The following is an 18225-nucleotide window of genomic DNA, read 5'->3' on the forward strand; positions in this document are numbered from 1 at the left end:
GCTTCATTAATCCGTTGTCGCTGTGCCAGCAACAAATCAGCGCACCTTCAATTTTCCAGTGAGCCAAATCCGCGGCAAACTACGTCATGAACATCAACCACACCCCGGCTTGGTTGATGCTCTACAGGATTTTGTGGATACAACGAAGCTACACCCGGTCATTTCGGATTTCTATGAACAAACGACTAGCTATCGTTTGTTGGCAACAGTCCAGTGGAAAACATGGTTTAAGCCTTTTGCCTTTCTTTATCAAGGTATGAGTCGTTTGCTACAACAACTCAATTTGCCTTTTTCCAATCAACAAATAGAGATGACGGGAAGAATTGTTAAGGTCGATGAAGAACAAGATAGCCGTCAATCTCCGCGTGCATGGATTCGGACAATCAAGCAGCAAACTGTTTTTGTCGCGATTTATTCGAGGCACACAAGTAATCAAATAACCTATATGAATATAGCGTTACCACTACCATTTTCAACAATGGTCGGCATCCTGTATGCCTACGAAGAACAAGGTCAGCTCCACCTAACAAGTCAACAGGGAGAAGATGCGGGGATTTATTTGGCGATAGGGAACTATGTGATGAAGCTACCATTACAGGAGCATTTTCGAATTGCTGCAGTAAATGATCAGACACTTACAGCAGTACATAAGATGACACTATTTGGTATACCTTTTTTACATATTGACTACCATATCCAAAAAAATCAGCAGACTAGGCAGGGGATTTCCGGTTACAAAGAGAAGGTCCTTATAGGAACATATCAAAAGGAGTGATTGGGTGCGTTTAACGAAAGGTATTTCAGGCTTTGATGCAGAGCATTTAATCGAGCAGGATATGCGCATGTTTCAGTCAATGGTGTATCATTTAGCTACGAGTGAAAAACAGGTGAAGGTATCGGAATTTATTGATCAACCGCACTTAGTTTATATGCAGGCAGTTGTAGAAATAGATAGGGAGATGCTGACGATTCTTCATCATCGCTTCATGCCGTATATTGCCTTTGCGATGCATGATGAGGAGCTTAGCTTTACTTTTCTGTCAAAGGCCGGGCTACACAAATATTTTCCCATGCGCAAATGCTTGGAAGCGGCTACCCTCAATACATTACTTTCAAAGGATCAAGCATTGCATCACTTATCTGCTACCGAATGGAAATACATTTCTTACTTCAATAGCCAAACGATTGGAGACGTTATGTTTAATGCTTGGGATTAATGCAGTATACCCTAGATAAGAAAAAAGTAGCTATAAAAAACATGATATTGACGAAGTTATATCTGGATATCTAGTAAAAATTCCAAAAGACACCAATCTTTTTTATTAAGTGGTAAATTACTACTTATGGAATAGATTTGGAAAATAAGGAGTTTTTGCAGATGAAGTTCAAAACAATCAGTAGACGCATTGTTTTTTCCTTTAGTGTGGTAATCGCCATCATGATCAGCTACATTGTGTACAATTACTATGCCATCACACAAAGCAACAATGCGACAGAACAAATCGTTCAAAATGAATTACAATTATTAATGATCGACTACGAGCAAGCACAAACCATCGATTTAAGAATAGCTGCGGCAAGAGGCTATGTATTGTCTGGTAATGAAAAATATAAAACGATTTTCCATGACAATGTAGCACGAGAAGCTAAAAATGAGGAAAAACGATTAGCCTTAACAACCACCGGCGATTTCGGTAAGTTTATGGAGATGGCCAAAGAGTGGAATCGTTATATTGAACAAGAAGTATTTGCCATATATGACCAAGGGAATACCGAACTCGCCATTGAAAACTTAACGAAAATGGATGAGACAGCAACGACTATTCGTGAGGGCTATGAAGGCTTAGCAGAGCAACGGAAGCAAGCCATTAATGAGGTAAGCACCGATATCGTTTCCGCTGGTGAAAATGAACAACTAATCGCTATTATCGTAGGTATTGTTATTGTCCTTCTAGCAGTGATGATTGAACTCTTAAGTGCTCGTGGTATTTCGAGACCCATTATTACATTAACCGAGCGTATGCGACGAATAACAAATGGAGATTTGAGTCACCCTCCTTTAACAATTCAATCAAAGGATGAGGTTGGACAGCTAATGGAAGCAACGAATACGATGTCTGATATTTTGAATCGTCTATTGAAGCATATTCAAACGGTCTCCCATGATGTGGCTGCACATAGTGAGGAGCTATTGCAATCAACGTCAGAGGTAAAGACAGGCACAGAACAAATTGTTGATACTGTTACAGAAATTGCGAGTGGGACAGAGCTACAGGCAAGTAATGCTTCAGATGTCGCTTCCTCCATGAACGATTTTATTGGCAAAGTATCAACTGTTCATGCCAGCAGTAAAGACGTTCAACAGTATTCACAGAACGTTAAAACTTTATCAACAGAAGGTAGAGACTTAATGTCGACTTCCACAAAGCAAATGGAAGAAATCCAACATATGGTGAAGGGTGCGGTAAAACAAGTAGAAGGTTTAAGTAATCAAGCACAAGAAATCTCTCAACTTGTAGCAATCATTCAAAATATTGCAGCCCAAACGAATTTACTAGCACTGAACGCAGCGATTGAGGCGGCCAGAGCTGGGGAGCATGGCAAAGGCTTTGCTGTGGTGGCCGATGAGGTTCGAAAATTGGCCGAGCAGGTAGCTTTTTCAGTAGATGATATTACAGCTATTGTAAGAAAAATTCAGGAAGAATCACATACAGTAACTTTCTCGCTAGAGCAAGGCTATGAGGAAGTTGAAAAAGGGGCAACGCAAATTGCTAAAACGAATACCACATTTTCTCGAATTGCAGACGCAATCGATGCTATTGCGTTAAACATTGATGACATGTCATCTAGCTTAGAAGAGGTTGTTCACAATACTGCCACAATTAATAAATCGGTGGATGAAATTGCTGCCGTCTCCGAACAATCAGCAGCAGGTATTCAGGAAACATCGGCTACAATTGAACAAACCGCAAGCTCCATGGACGAAATTAAACTTAGTGCAGAGCATTTAGCGGAAATGGCCGAACAATTAAATGCCCTGATTCGTCAATTTAAGCTATAAAAATTAACGTTGAATTTCAAACTTCCATCACATTTCATCTGTATACTATGGAATTGGAAGGTGGAATCATATTGAGAAAATATTTACTTTTATTACTCATGAGTACTTTATTCATGGCACCTGTTGCCTACGCCCATACGATGGATAAAAGTACACTATTTACAGACGTGCCTGAAACAGCAGAAAATATTCAGGACATTATGGTATTACATAGTATTGGGCTACTTGGGTACAATGGCAAAGATATGGCCTTAAACCCAACAGACAACTTATCACGCAAGGATTTTGCAGGCTGGGTAGGTGGCTTCTTTGGATTAGAGGGAGCAACAGTAGATGAGCTGGCACAAGCAGCACAACAAGAGGATTACGTGTCTTCGTTAGAAGGAGACATTACGTACAAGGAAATCAATACAGCACTTTTTCATCATAAATTAGAGCTAGCAAATCCTGATGCAACGATGACGAAAGATGAGTACATTGCGTTTTTAACAGAGCATCTTACATTTGACATGGGTGGGCATACGCTCATTCTAATGGGCGGCTTTGCAGAAGGTCCAACTGGTACCATTGAAGATGTCGTAACAGGGGACGAAACTGGGATCACGATTGACGGTAAAACATATATGCTGTCAGGACATCCTCGTATCTATGCTGATTCAACAGATGTCAAAAGCTGGGTAGGTCAGCAACTTGAACGCTCTATCTTTACAACAGCTGGCGATCACCATCATGGTCACGACGGTGGACAGGAGGAAGGGCATGGTGAGCATGCGGATGGTCACGGAGACAGCCAAGAGCACGAAGCAGCCCCAACCAATACAACCACACTTCAATATGTGCAAATCAGCTCCTCACAAGTAGCAAATGAAGACGTAAAAGAAGTAAAGTCAGCAGACGCAACACCAAGGGAACAACAAACTGCTACAGATGACACAACATCCAACGCAAGCACGATGTGGATGGTTGCGATCCTAGTAGTCATAGCAGCCATTTTTGCCTTTGTTTTTGTAAAGCGAAAAAAATAAAATAATTTCATGCAACCAGCAATGATCTGAAAAAGGATCTTTGTTGGTTTTTTTATAGAGACCTTCTAAACACACACCCATTCATAAAATCTTCAAACATTTCACTGTAAACTCATGCATATTCCAGCAATTTTACTCAAAATTGAATAACCTTAAGCCTGTTCGGTATATAAATAGGGTACGATCATTTTTTTGTTGAGGAGTGTGTAAATGGCAGTACTTGTGGTGAAGCGGAGTATTATGCATCGTTATCAAAGTATCGGGCAGGCCATTGAAGAGGCTGCGCCGGGGGATATGATTGAAATACGGGATGGTATTTATGAGGAGAGCTTGGATATTGGCAAGCGCCTGACGCTATATGGGGTTGGCAATGTGACGATCAAGGGTGGCGTGTTTATTCGCTATCAAACCCATGTGGATATGCGAAATTTAAGGTTTCGACAAGGCCAGGGGCTGTATGTGAAGGGTGATGTACAGCTAGAAAACTGTATTATTGAGGAGCAGTTAATTCGGACACAGATTATGGTGAGCTATGGTAGTTTATTGATGAAAAATTGTGCTGTTCTTGCTACACCGCTTAATCATTTCGGTTTGCGTGTGGCGAATGGTTCAAGTGTTATTCTTGTTGACACGACCTTTGAGCATCATGTGAAGGCACAGGTGATTGCGCAAAACTGTGAGCTTACCTTGGCTAATTGTATGTTGCTAGAAGGGAAGAAGCATGGGATTTTTGCGATTCGACATGTCAAGATGACGCTGGAGGATTGTGAAATTCATGGGCATGAAAAGGCACAACTGATTGCAGCGTCTAGTGAGATTTCGATGACCAATTGCCTCGTTCATCAGGGGCAGGGGGTAGGTATTCAACTATTTGATAGCACGACTTTTAGGATGGATGGCTGTGAAATTAAGGAACACCTCGACTCGAACATGGTCGTACACCGCAGTGAGTTAATGGTATCTGATTCAATATTTTCAGACGGTCAAGGTCATGGGGTTTTTCTTGGCGAGAAGACGGAAGCTAAGTTTTATGATTGCCAATTTTCTAGACATGTGAAGGCACAGGTTTTCATCGAAAATAGCAAGGTGGAGCTTCGCAAATGTCAGGTGAGAAATGGCATGGCTGTTGGTGTCACAATTGTGGACGAAGCGGATGTTTCGATGGTTGAATGTCAAATTCAAAACCATCAGCAATTTCATATTATTGTCGATGCCAGTGGACTTCAGCTCCAGCAATCCACTATTCAATTTGGTCAATCGGGTGGCATCTATGGTAATGACCATGCCAAAATTATGATGCAGCATACCATCATTCGAGAGCTGACAAGTCACCATGTCTACATTAATAATGCTCGTTTGTTTACACAGCATTGCACGTTTGAACAAATGATAGGAAATGGGATTACTTGCATTGATGCTATTTTCGAAGTAGCAAACAGCTATTTTAAAGATGGTCAAGAAAGTCCCTATGCTATGATTTGGTCGGATCAATCGATGGGGCGTATTGAACATTGTACGGTGGATGGGGCAGCTCGTCCGTTTTTAGCCTTGTCCAATAAATCATTAATGGAGATGCGCCATACAGATATTAGTACCGTTAAAGCACCAGCTGTAGTACAGGAGAATAGTCAATTATTTATTCAAGGGCATGTGCATTGCGCGTCATGGCAGAAGGATACAGCATCAAAGGTTACTCGTATTGAGGGCATGTCGTTAAATAGGGAGATGAAAGAATTACTGAAACATGATATTAAGAAAATAATTTAAAAGCCGATTATACACATAAGATAAGTAGTTTCAATTTTGAAATTACTTTTTTTATGCATAAATGAGTAAAAGTTTCATTCTCGCAAAAAGTGGGTATAGGAATATGTTTGCGTAATTATATCTCCTTTTAAATTTACTAAATAGTGCTAAGATTCGACAAAATGACAGTTTGTTTTTATAATGGTATAGATGTCTTTACAGCAGTTAAGGCAATCTTTTGAAATATCATCCGAAAAATGCTACAGTCCCGTATGTAAGTTATGAATAAAATAATAAAATTTATATTTAATGTAAAAAAATTATTAAGTAATAATGGAGAATAGATTGATTATTTTCCCTGGATTAGCCTATAATTAGTAAAAATGGTTCATAGGTTAAGATAATAATACGTTAATTGCGAAATGTGTGTCATGATTTTACAATAATAAATTGAGAGAGATATTGGGGTGAGATGAGATGTTTGGGCTGACAAAAGAAGAAATTATGTTACTGTTAGAGGAGATTGAATTAGCAGAAAAGCAAAAAAATGTGATTGCTGATATCTTACATCTAAACAATATGCGAATCGAACAACAACTGGTATTAATGATTCAATTAATTATAGAAGAGCGCGAACGAACTATTTCCAACAATACATATCTAAATTAAATAATGTGTAAAAACACAAGTGCCACGTAAGACACTTGTGTTTTTTTATTTTATAATTTTTTCGTGAAGCAAATGATACGATTAGCTTCCGTAAAGCCTAGCTGCAGATGGACCTGTAAACTTTCTTCGTTGTGCATTTCACAGTCGCTGGCAAATTCTAAACAGCCTTTCTCCTTGGCCCACTGTTCACAACGTTCGACCAGTTGTCTTGCATAGCCTTGCTGTCGATACCCCTCCTTAACGAAAAGTCCTTCAAGATAGCCAACTGGACTAGAATCGGTACCCTCTACATAATCCGTTCGTAATTGACATTGGGCAAATCCAATTGCGTTGTCATAGTCGTATGCGAGAAAAATAGCTGCGCTATCTTCCGTTAGTAGCTTTTCCATTTCTTCTGTAAATTCCTCGATCGTATGATTCGGCCAAAGCAATAAGGCCAATGTAGCTGCTGCTAGCGCGTCCTGTTGTTTCGCTTGTTGTATCATCTGGAACCTCTCCTTGTTGTTTTATGGTAAAAAATGAAACGAAATGAATTTTAGCACGTACAAAGTAATAAGAGCTCTTGATGTTATGCTTATTGTAACATCAGGATCTACAGAGGGGGTACCTATGAATGTCACTCTTACAAAGGTTGATTGAACAGGCGAAAACACCAAATGGATGGATCGGCTCCTGGATGCTACGGATTATGAATATCACGCATCGAGGTATGAATGCATGGTTTATTAGACAAGGGGCTATTAATGATGGAGATCGTGTGTTGGATATAGGGTGTGGTGGAGGAAAAACACTCCAAATTTTATCAAAATTGAATCCAAATGGTATAATCTATGGTATCGATATCTCCTCACAAGCCGTAAAGGAATCGATTAAAATGAATGTAGCACAAGTCAAAAATGGCACGGTTATTGTCAAGGAGGCAAGTGTATCGAGTATTCCATACGAGGACCAATTTTTTGATGCCATCACTGCCTTTCAAACACATTATTTTTGGCCATCGTTAGAGCAGGACGTTACGGAAGTATGGCGTGTGCTAAAAAGCGGAGGGAAATTGATTATCATCGCAGAGCTTTACAAAATGAACTACCATATGGAAGCTTATCAAACACCAGCTACCATGAAGGAATTATTAGAACGTACCGGTTTTCAAACAGTCTATGTTACGGAAAAATCGAGTAAAGGATGGCTCTGTATTACAGCCATTAAGTAATCTATACATAAAAATGGAGGATCAAAAAATGAAAAGATGTGATTGGGTCAAGCTTGATGAGCCGTTGTATGTGGAATACCATGACAAGGAATGGGGTGTACCAGTCTATGATGATCGGCATTTATTTGAGATGCTTTGTTTAGAGGGGGCACAGGCAGGGCTAAGCTGGTGGACAATTTTACAAAAGCGTGAAGGCTACCGCGAGGCGTTTGATGGATTTGATGTGGAAAAAATTATCCTTTATACAGAGGACAAGCTGCAGGACTTACAGCAAGATACGCGAATTGTGCGCAATAAATTAAAAATAGCGAGCGTTGTAACGAATGCCAAGGCATATTTGCAAATTCAAGAAAAACATGGTTCATTCTCTAATTATATTTGGGGATTTGTTGATCATAAGCCCCTCATCAATGAATGGGCTTCTATTTCAGAAGTCCCCGTGACGACAGATAGTAGTGATCGTATGAGCAAGCAATTGAAGAAGGATGGCTTCAAATTTGTTGGTAGTACCATTTGTTATTCCTTTATGCAGGCTGTGGGTATGGTGAATGATCATATAATGGATTGCTGCTGCCGACAACAGGAGTTAGCACATGACAATTGAAGAAATTAGGGCTCAACTGGCAAGGCCCGCTACGGTTTTTCAAACGGGTGGCGTTCGACCTACACATCATTTGATGGAAAGCTGGATAGGGTATGTAGGTTGGTCTTTCCCAGAGGAGCAGCAACCATCCGGCTATCAGCCACTTGCTACATTCTTTCTTCAAGACCTACCATATGTACCTACAGCACTCAAATCCTTTCAATTACTAACTATATTTGTCCATGACCACGTATACGACCATTTAAATGAGGATGATCTTCGTCCTTATTTTGATATTAGAGCGTACACAACATTGGAAGGCTTGGTAAAACGTGAATGGCAGCATGATCAACTACGAGCCTTCCCGCTAATGCCAAAGCTTATCACGAATGACTATCCACTATGGGATGGTGGGGGTATGCCTGCTCAATTGGAGGAGAAGATTTTGACCTTGGAGCAGGAAGGATCGCTGGATTATTTTGATGATATCGTGGAAGAACTGTATCCGCTTCATAAAATCGGTGGCTACCCAACCTTTTGCCAAAGTGGCATTGATTTTGGAGAGGGTTCTCCATTTGTCCTTCAAATTGCCTCAGATGCCAAGGCACAGCTTAACATTGTGGATAACGGCAATTTTTATTTTTTCTATCATGAAACAACACGGTCTTGGCACGTTTATTGCGATTTCTACTAAAAGTTAGGGTCTCACTCTTTCTTGAATTGTAAAATTGATTAGTTGATAAATAACATCTAACCCGAGATAAGCACCTGTGATGAGGAAAATGGGGTGTAAGAAAACAGCGTGAATTGTTGTCATAAAGACCGCATCCTCAAGAATAATTTGCGTAATAGAGGTAGCGGCAATAACCGCTAAAATGTTGAGAGAATGGCGAAAGCTAGTCCATTTTTGCTGAAGATAAACCATGAAGCACGGTATTACAATAAGGACAGCCAGCATGGAGATGGTCATCCTATCACATCCTTTTCTTGTAGGTTGCCCTTGTTTGCTTGTGCATAAACAAAAGATCACGTTAGGAGGGAAAAGCGTTGAGGTGGCAAGATGGAGGGGTGAAAAGAGTAAAGAGGGTGAAAAAAGTGGAGCATAAAACGGTCGTTAAAAATGGTATTGGCTTTGGTTCGGTTTTGGCGATTACGATTTCATGGAGTGTCAATCATTCTATTATTTGGGCAATCATCCATGGCTGCTTTAGCTGGTTGTATGTCATTTATTATGCCATTATTCGCTAAGCTTGCATGTCAAACTATCAACTTGTTTGAATAAAAATAACTTTGGGTACATAAAAACTAACCAATCATAAATGATGATTAGTTCGCATAAATAACAAAGTGCTCTTTTTCCAAAGAACAAACAGATCGGTATGAACGAAGAAAGGTTGATAGAATGACACATCAAGTAACGGCTTTAAGTAATGTTAATGGGAAAGCTACAGGAGTAGAAAGTATTTTACAAAATGTAGCCTTTATTTTATCGACGTTTACGATCCCTTGTCCGCTTCGAGAATATGTGACAAGGTCTGATATTCGTAAACCCTTCCAACGTATGAAGAAAATAAACACAAAACGCCTCATAGAATGTATCCAACGATTTGAGCCACGAGCTGTCGTAGTGGACGTTGATTATCTTGGCGATGTGAATATAGGGAAACTAGAGCCTATTGTTAAAGTGATTGTGAATGAATAAAAATCAAAATCAAAATCTAATTCTGCCAGGTGCGATGACTAGAACCTGGCAGAAGATAAAATGTGCGAGTAGTTATACGATTTATAGTATATGAACTGGTATCAAAAGCTTCTATTACGCAGGATTTGCGCTTCTAATCGCAACAATTTGTTGGCAATCAATAATGAGTGGGGACGCTGCAGCATTCTCTACCTCAAAGAACGTAGCACAGCAAGTTTTAGGATCTAAGCTAACGAAATAAACACCAGTGAAGCTACCCCCACCTGCTAAAATAACGTCAACAAAAGCGCCAGTAGATAAGCATCTTAATTGATGACAGATACAGCCTTTACAGCGGTGATCTTGCTCTTCTTCGCAACAACATTTCTCCTCTTTTTTACAAGGGCATTTATCTTCCTTATGTTCCCACTCACATTTACATTTCTCATGTTTTCGTTCCCACTTATGCTCACACTTACATTTGTCCTGCTTTTCTTCACATTTCTTTTCTACATGACAATTGCATTTTACATTGTGTTCGCAGGATTTTTCTTTCTTTTTATTCCAATTCATATAATGATTAAATCTACTATCTTGCATCTTTTAATCTCCCTTTTTGTTAGTTTTAGTAAGGGTAGCGCTAACCTTTACATTCATAATCTATGAAGGAATAAACATTACACCTTAGTAATTTGCCCCCTGAAACAGATTAAAATTATTTTTTGAAAAACAATGAGAGAACTAACTATTTAAATGAGTAATAAAAATAACAGCTTCAGGGCTACAATTTACTAGAATTCCGCCTTTTAATTTCGTGGAGAAATGGAGTGAATGAATGAAGAGCTTACTTCAAATCTTCTGCTTATTTATATGTCTGATGGTGGTAATCCCGTTTCTAATAGAAGAAAAGAAGCCTGTAACTTCAACCACGAGCCCCGTTAACTCATCTCCTTATGCAGTAGAATTTGGCGAAAAATTACAGGCTACTAATTTTACAAAAAAGGTGTTACAAGCAATACGAGAGGCAGGTTATTCTCCTGATAGTACAGTTGGTTATTTAATAGATTCTCCTGATCATCAAGTCATTACGATTCAATTACATGATGGGGAAGAGATTGATATCAGTACAGAGAGTGAAATTCAATCCATTATCGACGAGCTGGCTAAAAAGAATAATTTGCATCTATTTATTGTCAATGTGGAGTTGCTAGAGAAATAAGAATTAGGACGGTGTAGTTTGTCCAACCTCCTGTGAAGGTCAAAACCCTTTTAACATATAATGGCGTGCTATAATGACAGGGAGGTGAGACAAATGAATATGTTAGTTTTAGGTGCTAGTGGGCGTGTAGGTCGTCATATTGTTGCACGAGCCATACAGGATCAACATACTGTGACAGCATTGGTTCGTGATCCTAATAAATTACAGCTGGACGATCAACATCTGCATGTCATCCAAGGAAATGTTTTACACAAGCAGGATGTGGAGCGAGCGATGGCCAATGTGGATGTCGTTGTGAGCGCGTTAAACACGGATGGAAGCGATACATTATCTACTAGTTTACCGTTGATTTTAGAGGTTATGACACAGCAACAAGTCAAACGAATCATTACGATAGGAACTGCAGGAATCTTACAAAGTCGAGTAACCCCGTCTATTTATCGTTATCAATCGACGGAATCAAAACGAAAATCTACCTTTGCGGCTCAGGAGCATCAACGTGTTTTTGAACAATTACAGCAATCGGAATTGGATTGGACCATCGTTTGTCCTACCTATTTGCCTGATGGCGCTTTGACCGGGAGCTATCGGGTAGAGCGAGATTTTTTGCCTGAAGAGGGCACACAAATTTCGGTTGCAGATACAGCGGACTTTGCCTACAAGCAAATTTTTAGTCAGGAATTTCTAAAAACGCGCGTTGGGATTGCATACTAAGAGGGGCGAAGGAAATGAAAGTGATTCATTCTATTATTGGGATGATGATTACTCTTGTTGGACTTGCCTTTCTCTGTACAGCCATTGATGATGCACCTATTAGAAATATCATGCTAAAAGTCTATGGAATAGTGATTGTGTTCGTTGGTACATTTTATCTCAAAAAAATCGCGAAATTTGGTAAACAGTAGCCTTTTTACTTAGATATAGGTCAAATGATTTAATGTGATGACAGTGTTCTGAAATGTAGATTGCCAAAGTGGACGAAAAGTATGAAAAAATATATGTATATTTTCCTTTTTATAGAAGGTTTGCTATACTTTATATTGAATATATCTTATAAGAGGTGATTGTTTGGACAATGAGATATCAAATAACTGTCAATATCCTAAACACCTAACAAACCAAGATGGAATCGAAACGACAGAATTATATGTCATCAAGATAACAAAGGAACAAGTGGATAGGTTGATAGAGGATATCGATCAAACTTTAAAGGCGTCTATATGACGTCTTTTTTTGTTCACTAAAATGAAAAAAGTCACCTTCCTAGGGAAAGTGACCTCAAAAACAGGAGAGGAAAGGTTAGAAATGCTTTACACTACTATACATATGTGAAAGTAGAGTCGTTTGCTAGCCATTTGCCCCAGTGGTAGATTAAAATTTCTTATATTTCTAGCATAAGCATTTGCCCCATCCCCATATACATTATGTACAACCTCAGTCCTTTTGACATGAAAAAGAATAATTCAATGCCAAATAATCTCGTACGATTTTTGGCTGTCCTCCATTTTCAAGACATAGCTTACTAGCGATTTTAATTTCCTTTTGATTATAGTGGGATTGCACACCAATTAAAAATATGCCCGACAATATGACTAAAGTACCGACCGCCAAAACATATTTTATAATTCTTTTCAATCATCTTACCCCCATCTTCTTACGTCATTGCTCTTCTTTAGCATATGTTCAATCAACAAAGGATTATGTTTAATAGACACTACGTATACATTTGTATACAATATGATCTAATTAAGTGTATACAAATGTATACAAAGGAGGGCTTTTACGAGATGAGAGGTACAGGATTTAGAGAACATATGAGAGAAGGACATCACCGTGGGGGGCGTCACAGAGGCATGGATGGTACAGCACAGCGAGGAGCTAAAACATTCCGACGTGGAAAAGCAGTATCCTTTTTAGAAATGCTACAGGTCAAACGGGCAACAATTAAACAGCAATTGGAGCAGCCAGAGTTTCAATCGATTCAACAAATATTAATTGGCGAATTAAAGGCTATTGATATGGTCATTCAGGAATTTAGTCAGCTCTTTGACATTCATGAAAGCGAAACGACGGATACATCTGATGGCTCACAGGAGCAAGAGGGAGAAAACGTACATGAAACAACTGAATAACTATATGGATGAGGTATATTATCAGCAAGATAGTATATTGGAGGATGTTCTTGCCTCCATTGCGGCTAATGGCATGCCCGCTATTTCAGTATCACCTTCCTCTGGAAAGTTACTGACGATGCTCGTATCGATTACAGGGGCTAAGGCTATTTTAGAAATTGGTGCACTAGGTGGTTATAGTGGCATCTGTTTAGCAAGAGGAATCGAGGGGGAGGGCTCATTGACCTCTCTAGAGTTAGAGGAAAAATATGCACAGCTAGCCGCTAAAAATCTTGCCAAGGCAGGCTTTGCTGAGCGTGTTACGTATATAACGGGTCGAGCACTTGCTAGTTTGGATAGGTTAGTGGCGGAGGAGCGACTTTTTGATTTCTTCTTTATTGATGCAGATAAGGAAAACTACGAAAATTATTTAGCTTATTGCATTAAGCTGGCAAACCCTGGAGCATTAATCGTGACAGATAATGTCCTCGCTGCAGGCAGTGTAGCAGATCCTACAATCGCGCCAAAGCGTTATACGGCCATCATGAAACATTTCAATGTGACAGTGGCTAATCATCCACAGCTTGAATCCATTCTTCTCCCAATTGGAGATGGCATGACCGTTTCCAAGGTCAAAAAATAGTTAATGTTTGTGGCAACTAGTAATGGTAAAATATTGATAGAAAACCATAAGGGAGAGATGCTTTTGAAGCAAGCACTAGTCGTGATCGATGCGCAGCAGGAATTGATAGAAGGAAATGACAAGGAACAAGCCGTCTATCGCAAAGATGAATTACTGGAAACAATCAATGCCGTTATTGAAAAGGCTAAAGAGGCAAATGCACCTATTATTTTTGTCCGAGATAAAGATGTAGCTGATGGAGAAGGGGATGGCTTTCAAGTACATCAAGCAATCCAAATACCCGGGACAGCAAGCTATTTTGATAAATATGCAACAAATGCTTTTTACAACACAGGCCTACTCGAGTACTTACAGGCAAATGATATCCAACATGTAGTTATAATGGGCTGTAAAACGGAGCATTGTATCGATACAGCAGTAAGAACCGCTACAATTCATGGGCTTGATGTCACCTTAGTTGCTGATGGGCATTCAACGAACGGTTCAGATTACTTATCACCAGAGGATACAGTAGCACATCATAATAATATTCTGCATGGCCATTATAATGTCGATCATTTCTCACTTGTGCGAAGTGCTGACGAAGCATTATTTGAACCGACTCATAATAGATACCGCTAATTCAAAATGACCAAGAATGCTCTGTTCTTGGTCATTTATCATCCATTTACATATAGAGAAAATTGAGTATCCAGCCTCCTATAGTGCATACAATGCCAAATATGATTAAAAGTAGCCCATGTCTCGCTGCATCATAATCCTTTCGAAGCACGACCCCCATACATATAGCCCTAAGCCCGCAAAAAGCTTGGAATAAAAGAAGGGCGAACGCCACATTGACCCAACCGATCAAGAGGAGTAATCGCTTACTATTATGTTCTTGTACCATTTATTGTTCTCCTTTATCTTGTATATGTAAATAAAGTGCATAGCTAATTGCGACTAGTAGTAATAGTTTTCCTATTAATAGTGTACAATTCCTGTACAATAGTACAAGCGGTGATTTCAAAAATGAAGACATGTAGAGGTATGTATGTTATCCCATTAAAAGTAAGGGGAGATCTTGTCCAATTATTTTATTTACAAATATTGTAACATAAGCTATTTTTATACACAAAGGTTGTTCATCTTCATAGGGCCACTGAGTGAGCAGTGACCCTACGTATCAAGTCAGGAGGTGTAAGGCTAAAATTAGCTTTACACTATTATATGTATGAAAAAGTAGCTTTTAATGCTAGTTATTGGCCTGTGTAATAGATTATTTTTTGTCGGACGACTAAATAGTGCACCAATTGTCGGATGAGGTGCTACGTTTCCTGCTATTGTTGTGACTAAGGGAGGTAATGGATGTGGATTCATTAACAAGATTGAATGAGGCTATTGCTTATATCGAGAACAATTTAACAGAGGACATTAACCTAAAGGAGGCTGCTAGAATTGCCTATTGTTCAGAATATCATTTTAAACGCATGTTTTCTTTTTTAGCAGGAGTCTCGTTGTCCGAGTATATTCGTCGTAGGCGTTTAACTCTCGCTGCGCTGGAACTATCGAACTCCTCTATGAGAGTTCTCGATATTGCGGTGCGTTATGGCTATCGCTCTGCAGACGCTTTTACAAGAGCCTTTCAGCAAATGCATGGAGTCACACCATCCGAGGCAAGACGAAGTGGTCAAAACTTTAAAGCTTTTCCAAGGATGACCTTCCAACTAACAATTAAAGGAGGTAGTGAAATGAATTATCGACTCGAGCACAAAGAAGCATTTCACATCATTGGTATTATGAAAAGAGTACCAATTGTCTTTCATGGAGAAAATCAAGCCATTACAGAAATGGCACGCACTTTAACTATGGAGGACATTGAGCAACTTAAAAAGCTGTCCAATGTAGAGCCAAAGGGCATCATCCAAGCATCTGCTAATTTTTCAGAGGGGAGAATGGAGGAAAAGGGTGAGCTTGATCATTACATCGGTGTAGCCACAACAAAAACCGTTTCTACCCATTTTACACAGTTGGATGTACCTGCTTGTACGTGGGCTGTCTTTGAAGCGATCGGGCCTTTCCCGCAAACCCTTCAAGAAACATGGGGACGCATTTATGCCGAATGGTTCCCGTCATCTGGCTATGAGCAAATAGCAGGGCCTGAAATTGTCCGTCATGCAAGCACTGAATTCTCTTCGCCAACCTTTACAAGTGAAATTTGGATACCTATTCAAAAAATGGAGCCTCTTGTATAAAGCGAGGCTCTCTACCGTATTTTCGTTCCATTAGGTACGGCTTGGTCAGGAGTTAACAGAATGACATCGCCTTCAACTGGCACCCCACCAATCACTAACACCTCTGACTTAAAACCAGCGACTCGGCGCGGTGGGAAATTGACAATCGCCACGACTTGCTTACCAATCATTTTATCGGGTGAATAGCGCTTAGTAATTTGGGCAGAAGACTGTTTAACACCAAGCTCCTCACCAAAATCGATTGTCATTTTAATAGCAGGTACTCGTGCTTTTGGCAGTTCTTCAGCTTCCAACACCGTGCCAATTCGTATATCAAGTGCTGCAAAATCTTCTATTGTCGCCATAAATAGACTCCTTTTTATAGCAATGTTATCATTATCTAGAAAAATATTCAAAAAAGAAGAGCACGCATAGTGCTCTTCCTTTTTTAACGACGGTGCTCTACAAGGTCAATGGCTCCTAACACAATGTGTGCTAAGCCAAAGCCAAAAAGGGTATTAGCTACCATTTTGTTGGAACCATGTTTTTGCTTCATGGCATATCCTGCTGCAGTAACTGCTGACCCTAAAATAGTGGGGATTAAACCTTCACGAATACCATTCATAAATAGATCCCTCCGTCGTCTAATTTGGTATGATTTTCACACCATTCTTACTATGAACGATTCGCAACCATACTATACTAAGCATCTACCGTATCGATAATAAAAGCAGTAATTGCTGTTTTTTCTGCATTCGTAAAGGCTTTGCAAAATAGCACAATAGCACTTTCTTCATGGTCAAACCATAAATAGCGTATCTCTGTTACAAAGTAACTTTGATCGTTCATTTCATACACATCAATGTCCAGCAATGCTTCATCAAGTGGCCATGTCAATTTGCCCTGTAACTCGAAAACCTCCTGCAAAAAGGTAGCCGTTTCCTCCGTTAGTGTTTGCTCTCGTATAAGTTTTTCATATCTTTTATGTACTAAATCTTCCAATGTCTTTTTTGTTAATGCGATTAATTGCTCCTCCATTTGCATCGTATTCCTCCACATTATATAGTCAATGCCTCCTGCAAAATAACATGTGCTAACTTATGATCGTTGATTAAATCAGGCACTCCCTCGGGCTCCACCCAAATCCGGTCAATTGTTTCATGCTCACCCCAAAACGGTAGACACTCTTCAATGGTCATTTTGTAAAAAAGCTGATAGCCAATCATTGGATATTTACCGCCTTCAATAAAAAATGGGTTTTCTTCGTGACTTACTTCAATCGCACCGATATATTGAATAGAACCTTTCACATAACCTTTCACATAACCTTCTTCTAAAGCCTCGCGATGCAGCGCCTCCTCTGGGGTTTCCCCAAATTCAACATGGCCACCAGGATAATTAAATCCACGATTTTTAACGTACACGAGTAAAACACGACCATGGTGAAAACAAATACCATGTACACTGGTCACTTTACTACTTTCTTGTAAGATTTGTTGAGGAAGCCATGTCAGCTTAATAGACTGTCCGCTCCAATTGACATACTGTTGTATCATCCATGTTACCTCCTATCGTAACTATTGTAGTGAATTTTAAAAAGTTTGTATATGTACATTTTGGGATAATTTTGAAACGAAAGGCACAATTAATCGTATACTAGAATAAGGGGGACTGCATATGAAGTATGTAAGTATTGGAACAGTATTGTCAATTGTAGGTGTGCTCTGTTCAATCTTTTTCTGGGGCACGGAGAAAGCCCATTTACTTCCAGGGCTGTTAGGAGGAATCTTCATCGTCGTCTCGATGCTACTGTCAGGTGCCTTGGCGAACGGAGATAGAATACGTGCCAATTTCGCCACAGAAACGGAACAAGATCGAAATGACCGCAATCGCATCATGAAAAACGCCTTACTACTAGCATTACCAAATATGATTGTAGCCATTTTCGCCTATTACATGTGAGGACTTGTAAAAAAGGGTGACCATCTGTCATGGAATGGCTATCGATCAAACTAGGAGCGCTAACCACCAGAAAGTCCGTTGTATCCATCACATATAGATTTT

The 18225-nt window shown here is 39.6% G+C and carries 28 protein-coding genes; 20 read left to right on the forward strand and 8 right to left on the reverse strand.

What is annotated here, in order from left to right:
- The first annotated feature begins 22 nt into the window (after positions 1-22).
- From MKY49_RS09320 to MKY49_RS09345, 6 genes are all read left to right on the forward strand, one after another.
- Complete coding sequence (locus MKY49_RS09320; RefSeq protein WP_341386052.1) at positions 23-775, forward strand: hypothetical protein; 753 nt, start codon at positions 23-25, stop codon at positions 773-775.
- 4 nt (positions 776-779) lie between these two features.
- Entirely contained in the window at positions 780-1217 is a 438-nt protein-coding gene (locus MKY49_RS09325) for a hypothetical protein (protein ID WP_274796847.1), read from the forward strand.
- A 161-nt stretch (positions 1218-1378) separates the two neighbouring features.
- Positions 1379-3061 carry a methyl-accepting chemotaxis protein gene (locus tag MKY49_RS09330; RefSeq protein WP_341386053.1) on the forward strand — a complete coding sequence of 561 codons (1683 nt, stop codon included), beginning with the start codon at positions 1379-1381 and terminating at the stop codon, positions 3059-3061.
- Between the two features lie 71 nt (positions 3062-3132).
- Complete coding sequence (locus MKY49_RS09335; protein ID WP_341386054.1) at positions 3133-4086, forward strand: hypothetical protein; 954 nt, start codon at positions 3133-3135, stop codon at positions 4084-4086.
- A gap of 210 nt (positions 4087-4296) precedes the next feature.
- On the forward strand, positions 4297-5853 hold the full coding sequence (locus tag MKY49_RS09340; protein ID WP_341386055.1) for a right-handed parallel beta-helix repeat-containing protein: 1557 nt from the start codon (positions 4297-4299) through the stop codon (positions 5851-5853).
- A 456-nt stretch (positions 5854-6309) separates the two neighbouring features.
- Positions 6310-6501, forward strand: coding sequence for a hypothetical protein (locus MKY49_RS09345; protein ID WP_274796851.1), 192 nt, complete (start codon positions 6310-6312; stop codon positions 6499-6501).
- 50 nt (positions 6502-6551) lie between these two features.
- Here MKY49_RS09345 and aac(6') read toward each other — a convergent pair whose 3' ends face one another.
- Positions 6552-6986 (reverse strand): aminoglycoside 6'-N-acetyltransferase, encoded by a 435-nt coding sequence (gene aac(6'), locus MKY49_RS09350; protein ID WP_312506202.1) that lies wholly within the window; start codon positions 6984-6986, stop codon positions 6552-6554.
- Between the two features lie 128 nt (positions 6987-7114).
- Here aac(6') and MKY49_RS09355 point away from each other — a divergent pair, with 128 nt between their 5' ends.
- Genes MKY49_RS09355 through MKY49_RS09365 form a run of 3 tightly spaced genes read left to right on the forward strand, consistent with a single transcriptional unit; the run spans position 7115 to position 8988 of the window.
- Complete coding sequence (locus MKY49_RS09355; protein WP_341386057.1) at positions 7115-7711, forward strand: class I SAM-dependent methyltransferase; 597 nt, start codon at positions 7115-7117, stop codon at positions 7709-7711.
- A gap of 28 nt (positions 7712-7739) precedes the next feature.
- A complete protein-coding gene (locus MKY49_RS09360; protein ID WP_274796854.1) occupies positions 7740-8315 on the forward strand; it encodes a DNA-3-methyladenine glycosylase I in 576 nt (191 codons plus the stop codon).
- The gene (locus MKY49_RS09365; protein WP_341386059.1) at positions 8305-8988 is read left to right on the forward strand and encodes a DUF1963 domain-containing protein; all 684 of its coding nucleotides are present in this window, start codon (positions 8305-8307) and stop codon (positions 8986-8988) included. The genes MKY49_RS09360 and MKY49_RS09365 overlap by 11 nt, the downstream gene beginning before the upstream one ends.
- A 3-nt stretch (positions 8989-8991) precedes the next feature.
- On the opposite strand, the gene MKY49_RS09370 is transcribed toward MKY49_RS09365, so the two are convergent.
- Positions 8992-9264 carry a transposase gene (locus tag MKY49_RS09370; RefSeq protein ID WP_322604922.1) on the reverse strand — a complete coding sequence of 91 codons (273 nt, stop codon included), beginning with the start codon at positions 9262-9264 and terminating at the stop codon, positions 8992-8994.
- 77 nt (positions 9265-9341) lie between these two features.
- On the opposite strand from MKY49_RS09370, the gene MKY49_RS09375 reads away from it, so the two are divergent.
- Positions 9342-9542, forward strand: coding sequence for a hypothetical protein (locus MKY49_RS09375; RefSeq protein WP_274796857.1), 201 nt, complete (start codon positions 9342-9344; stop codon positions 9540-9542).
- A 154-nt stretch (positions 9543-9696) separates the two neighbouring features.
- Positions 9697-9996, forward strand: coding sequence for a hypothetical protein (locus MKY49_RS09380; protein WP_274796858.1), 300 nt, complete (start codon positions 9697-9699; stop codon positions 9994-9996).
- Positions 9997-10110: 114 nt separating this feature from the next.
- Here the strand turns inward: MKY49_RS09380 and MKY49_RS09385 are convergent, their stop codons facing one another.
- Positions 10111-10575, reverse strand: a complete 465-nt coding sequence (locus MKY49_RS09385) for a hypothetical protein (protein ID WP_274796859.1) — start codon at positions 10573-10575, stop codon at positions 10111-10113.
- A gap of 235 nt (positions 10576-10810) precedes the next feature.
- Here MKY49_RS09385 and MKY49_RS09390 point away from each other — a divergent pair, with 235 nt between their 5' ends.
- The 4 genes from MKY49_RS09390 to MKY49_RS09405 all read left to right on the forward strand — a co-directional run bounded on the left by MKY49_RS09390 (position 10811) and on the right by MKY49_RS09405 (position 12418).
- Positions 10811-11194 (forward strand): hypothetical protein, encoded by a 384-nt coding sequence (locus MKY49_RS09390; protein WP_274796860.1) that lies wholly within the window; start codon positions 10811-10813, stop codon positions 11192-11194.
- 93 nt (positions 11195-11287) lie between these two features.
- Positions 11288-11908: an NAD(P)-dependent oxidoreductase gene (locus MKY49_RS09395; RefSeq protein WP_313470818.1), complete on the forward strand. Its 621-nt coding sequence runs from the start codon at positions 11288-11290 to the stop codon at positions 11906-11908.
- 14 nt (positions 11909-11922) lie between these two features.
- The gene (locus MKY49_RS09400) at positions 11923-12099 is read left to right on the forward strand and encodes a hypothetical protein (RefSeq protein WP_341386060.1); all 177 of its coding nucleotides are present in this window, start codon (positions 11923-11925) and stop codon (positions 12097-12099) included.
- 163 nt (positions 12100-12262) lie between these two features.
- The gene (locus MKY49_RS09405) at positions 12263-12418 is read left to right on the forward strand and encodes a hypothetical protein (protein WP_274796863.1); all 156 of its coding nucleotides are present in this window, start codon (positions 12263-12265) and stop codon (positions 12416-12418) included.
- Positions 12419-12628: 210 nt separating this feature from the next.
- Here MKY49_RS09405 and MKY49_RS09410 read toward each other — a convergent pair whose 3' ends face one another.
- Positions 12629-12829, reverse strand: coding sequence for a hypothetical protein (locus MKY49_RS09410; protein WP_274796864.1), 201 nt, complete (start codon positions 12827-12829; stop codon positions 12629-12631).
- A gap of 152 nt (positions 12830-12981) precedes the next feature.
- Between MKY49_RS09410 and MKY49_RS09415 the strand changes: the two genes are divergently transcribed.
- From MKY49_RS09415 to MKY49_RS09430, 4 genes are all read left to right on the forward strand, one after another.
- On the forward strand, positions 12982-13326 hold the full coding sequence (locus tag MKY49_RS09415; protein WP_274796865.1) for a hypothetical protein: 345 nt from the start codon (positions 12982-12984) through the stop codon (positions 13324-13326).
- Positions 13310-13948, forward strand: a complete 639-nt coding sequence (locus MKY49_RS09420) for an O-methyltransferase (protein WP_341386061.1) — start codon at positions 13310-13312, stop codon at positions 13946-13948. The genes MKY49_RS09415 and MKY49_RS09420 overlap by 17 nt, the downstream gene beginning before the upstream one ends.
- 63 nt (positions 13949-14011) lie before the next feature.
- A complete protein-coding gene (locus tag MKY49_RS09425) occupies positions 14012-14569 on the forward strand; it encodes a cysteine hydrolase family protein (protein ID WP_341386062.1) in 558 nt (185 codons plus the stop codon).
- A 728-nt stretch (positions 14570-15297) separates the two neighbouring features.
- Positions 15298-16182 carry an AraC family transcriptional regulator gene (locus MKY49_RS09430; protein ID WP_341386063.1) on the forward strand — a complete coding sequence of 295 codons (885 nt, stop codon included), beginning with the start codon at positions 15298-15300 and terminating at the stop codon, positions 16180-16182.
- 11 nt (positions 16183-16193) lie between these two features.
- Here MKY49_RS09430 and csaA read toward each other — a convergent pair whose 3' ends face one another.
- From csaA to MKY49_RS09450, 4 genes are all read right to left on the reverse strand, one after another.
- Positions 16194-16526, reverse strand: a complete 333-nt coding sequence (gene csaA, locus MKY49_RS09435) for a chaperone CsaA (RefSeq protein WP_341386064.1) — start codon at positions 16524-16526, stop codon at positions 16194-16196.
- Positions 16527-16609: 83 nt separating this feature from the next.
- The gene (locus MKY49_RS09440) at positions 16610-16786 is read right to left on the reverse strand and encodes a hypothetical protein (protein WP_036128914.1); all 177 of its coding nucleotides are present in this window, start codon (positions 16784-16786) and stop codon (positions 16610-16612) included.
- A gap of 77 nt (positions 16787-16863) precedes the next feature.
- On the reverse strand, positions 16864-17205 hold the full coding sequence (locus tag MKY49_RS09445) for a DUF7668 domain-containing protein (RefSeq protein WP_341386066.1): 342 nt from the start codon (positions 17203-17205) through the stop codon (positions 16864-16866).
- 14 nt (positions 17206-17219) lie between these two features.
- On the reverse strand, positions 17220-17717 hold the full coding sequence (locus MKY49_RS09450) for an NUDIX hydrolase (protein ID WP_341386067.1): 498 nt from the start codon (positions 17715-17717) through the stop codon (positions 17220-17222).
- Positions 17718-17838: 121 nt separating this feature from the next.
- Between MKY49_RS09450 and MKY49_RS09455 the strand changes: the two genes are divergently transcribed.
- On the forward strand, positions 17839-18123 hold the full coding sequence (locus MKY49_RS09455) for a DUF5316 domain-containing protein (RefSeq protein ID WP_322611668.1): 285 nt from the start codon (positions 17839-17841) through the stop codon (positions 18121-18123).
- The last annotated feature ends 102 nt before the right edge of the window (positions 18124-18225 follow it).

This window comes from Lysinibacillus sp. FSL M8-0134 (genome assembly GCF_038069745.1).
Classification (GTDB): Bacteria; Bacillota; Bacilli; order Bacillales_A; family Planococcaceae; genus Lysinibacillus; species Lysinibacillus irui.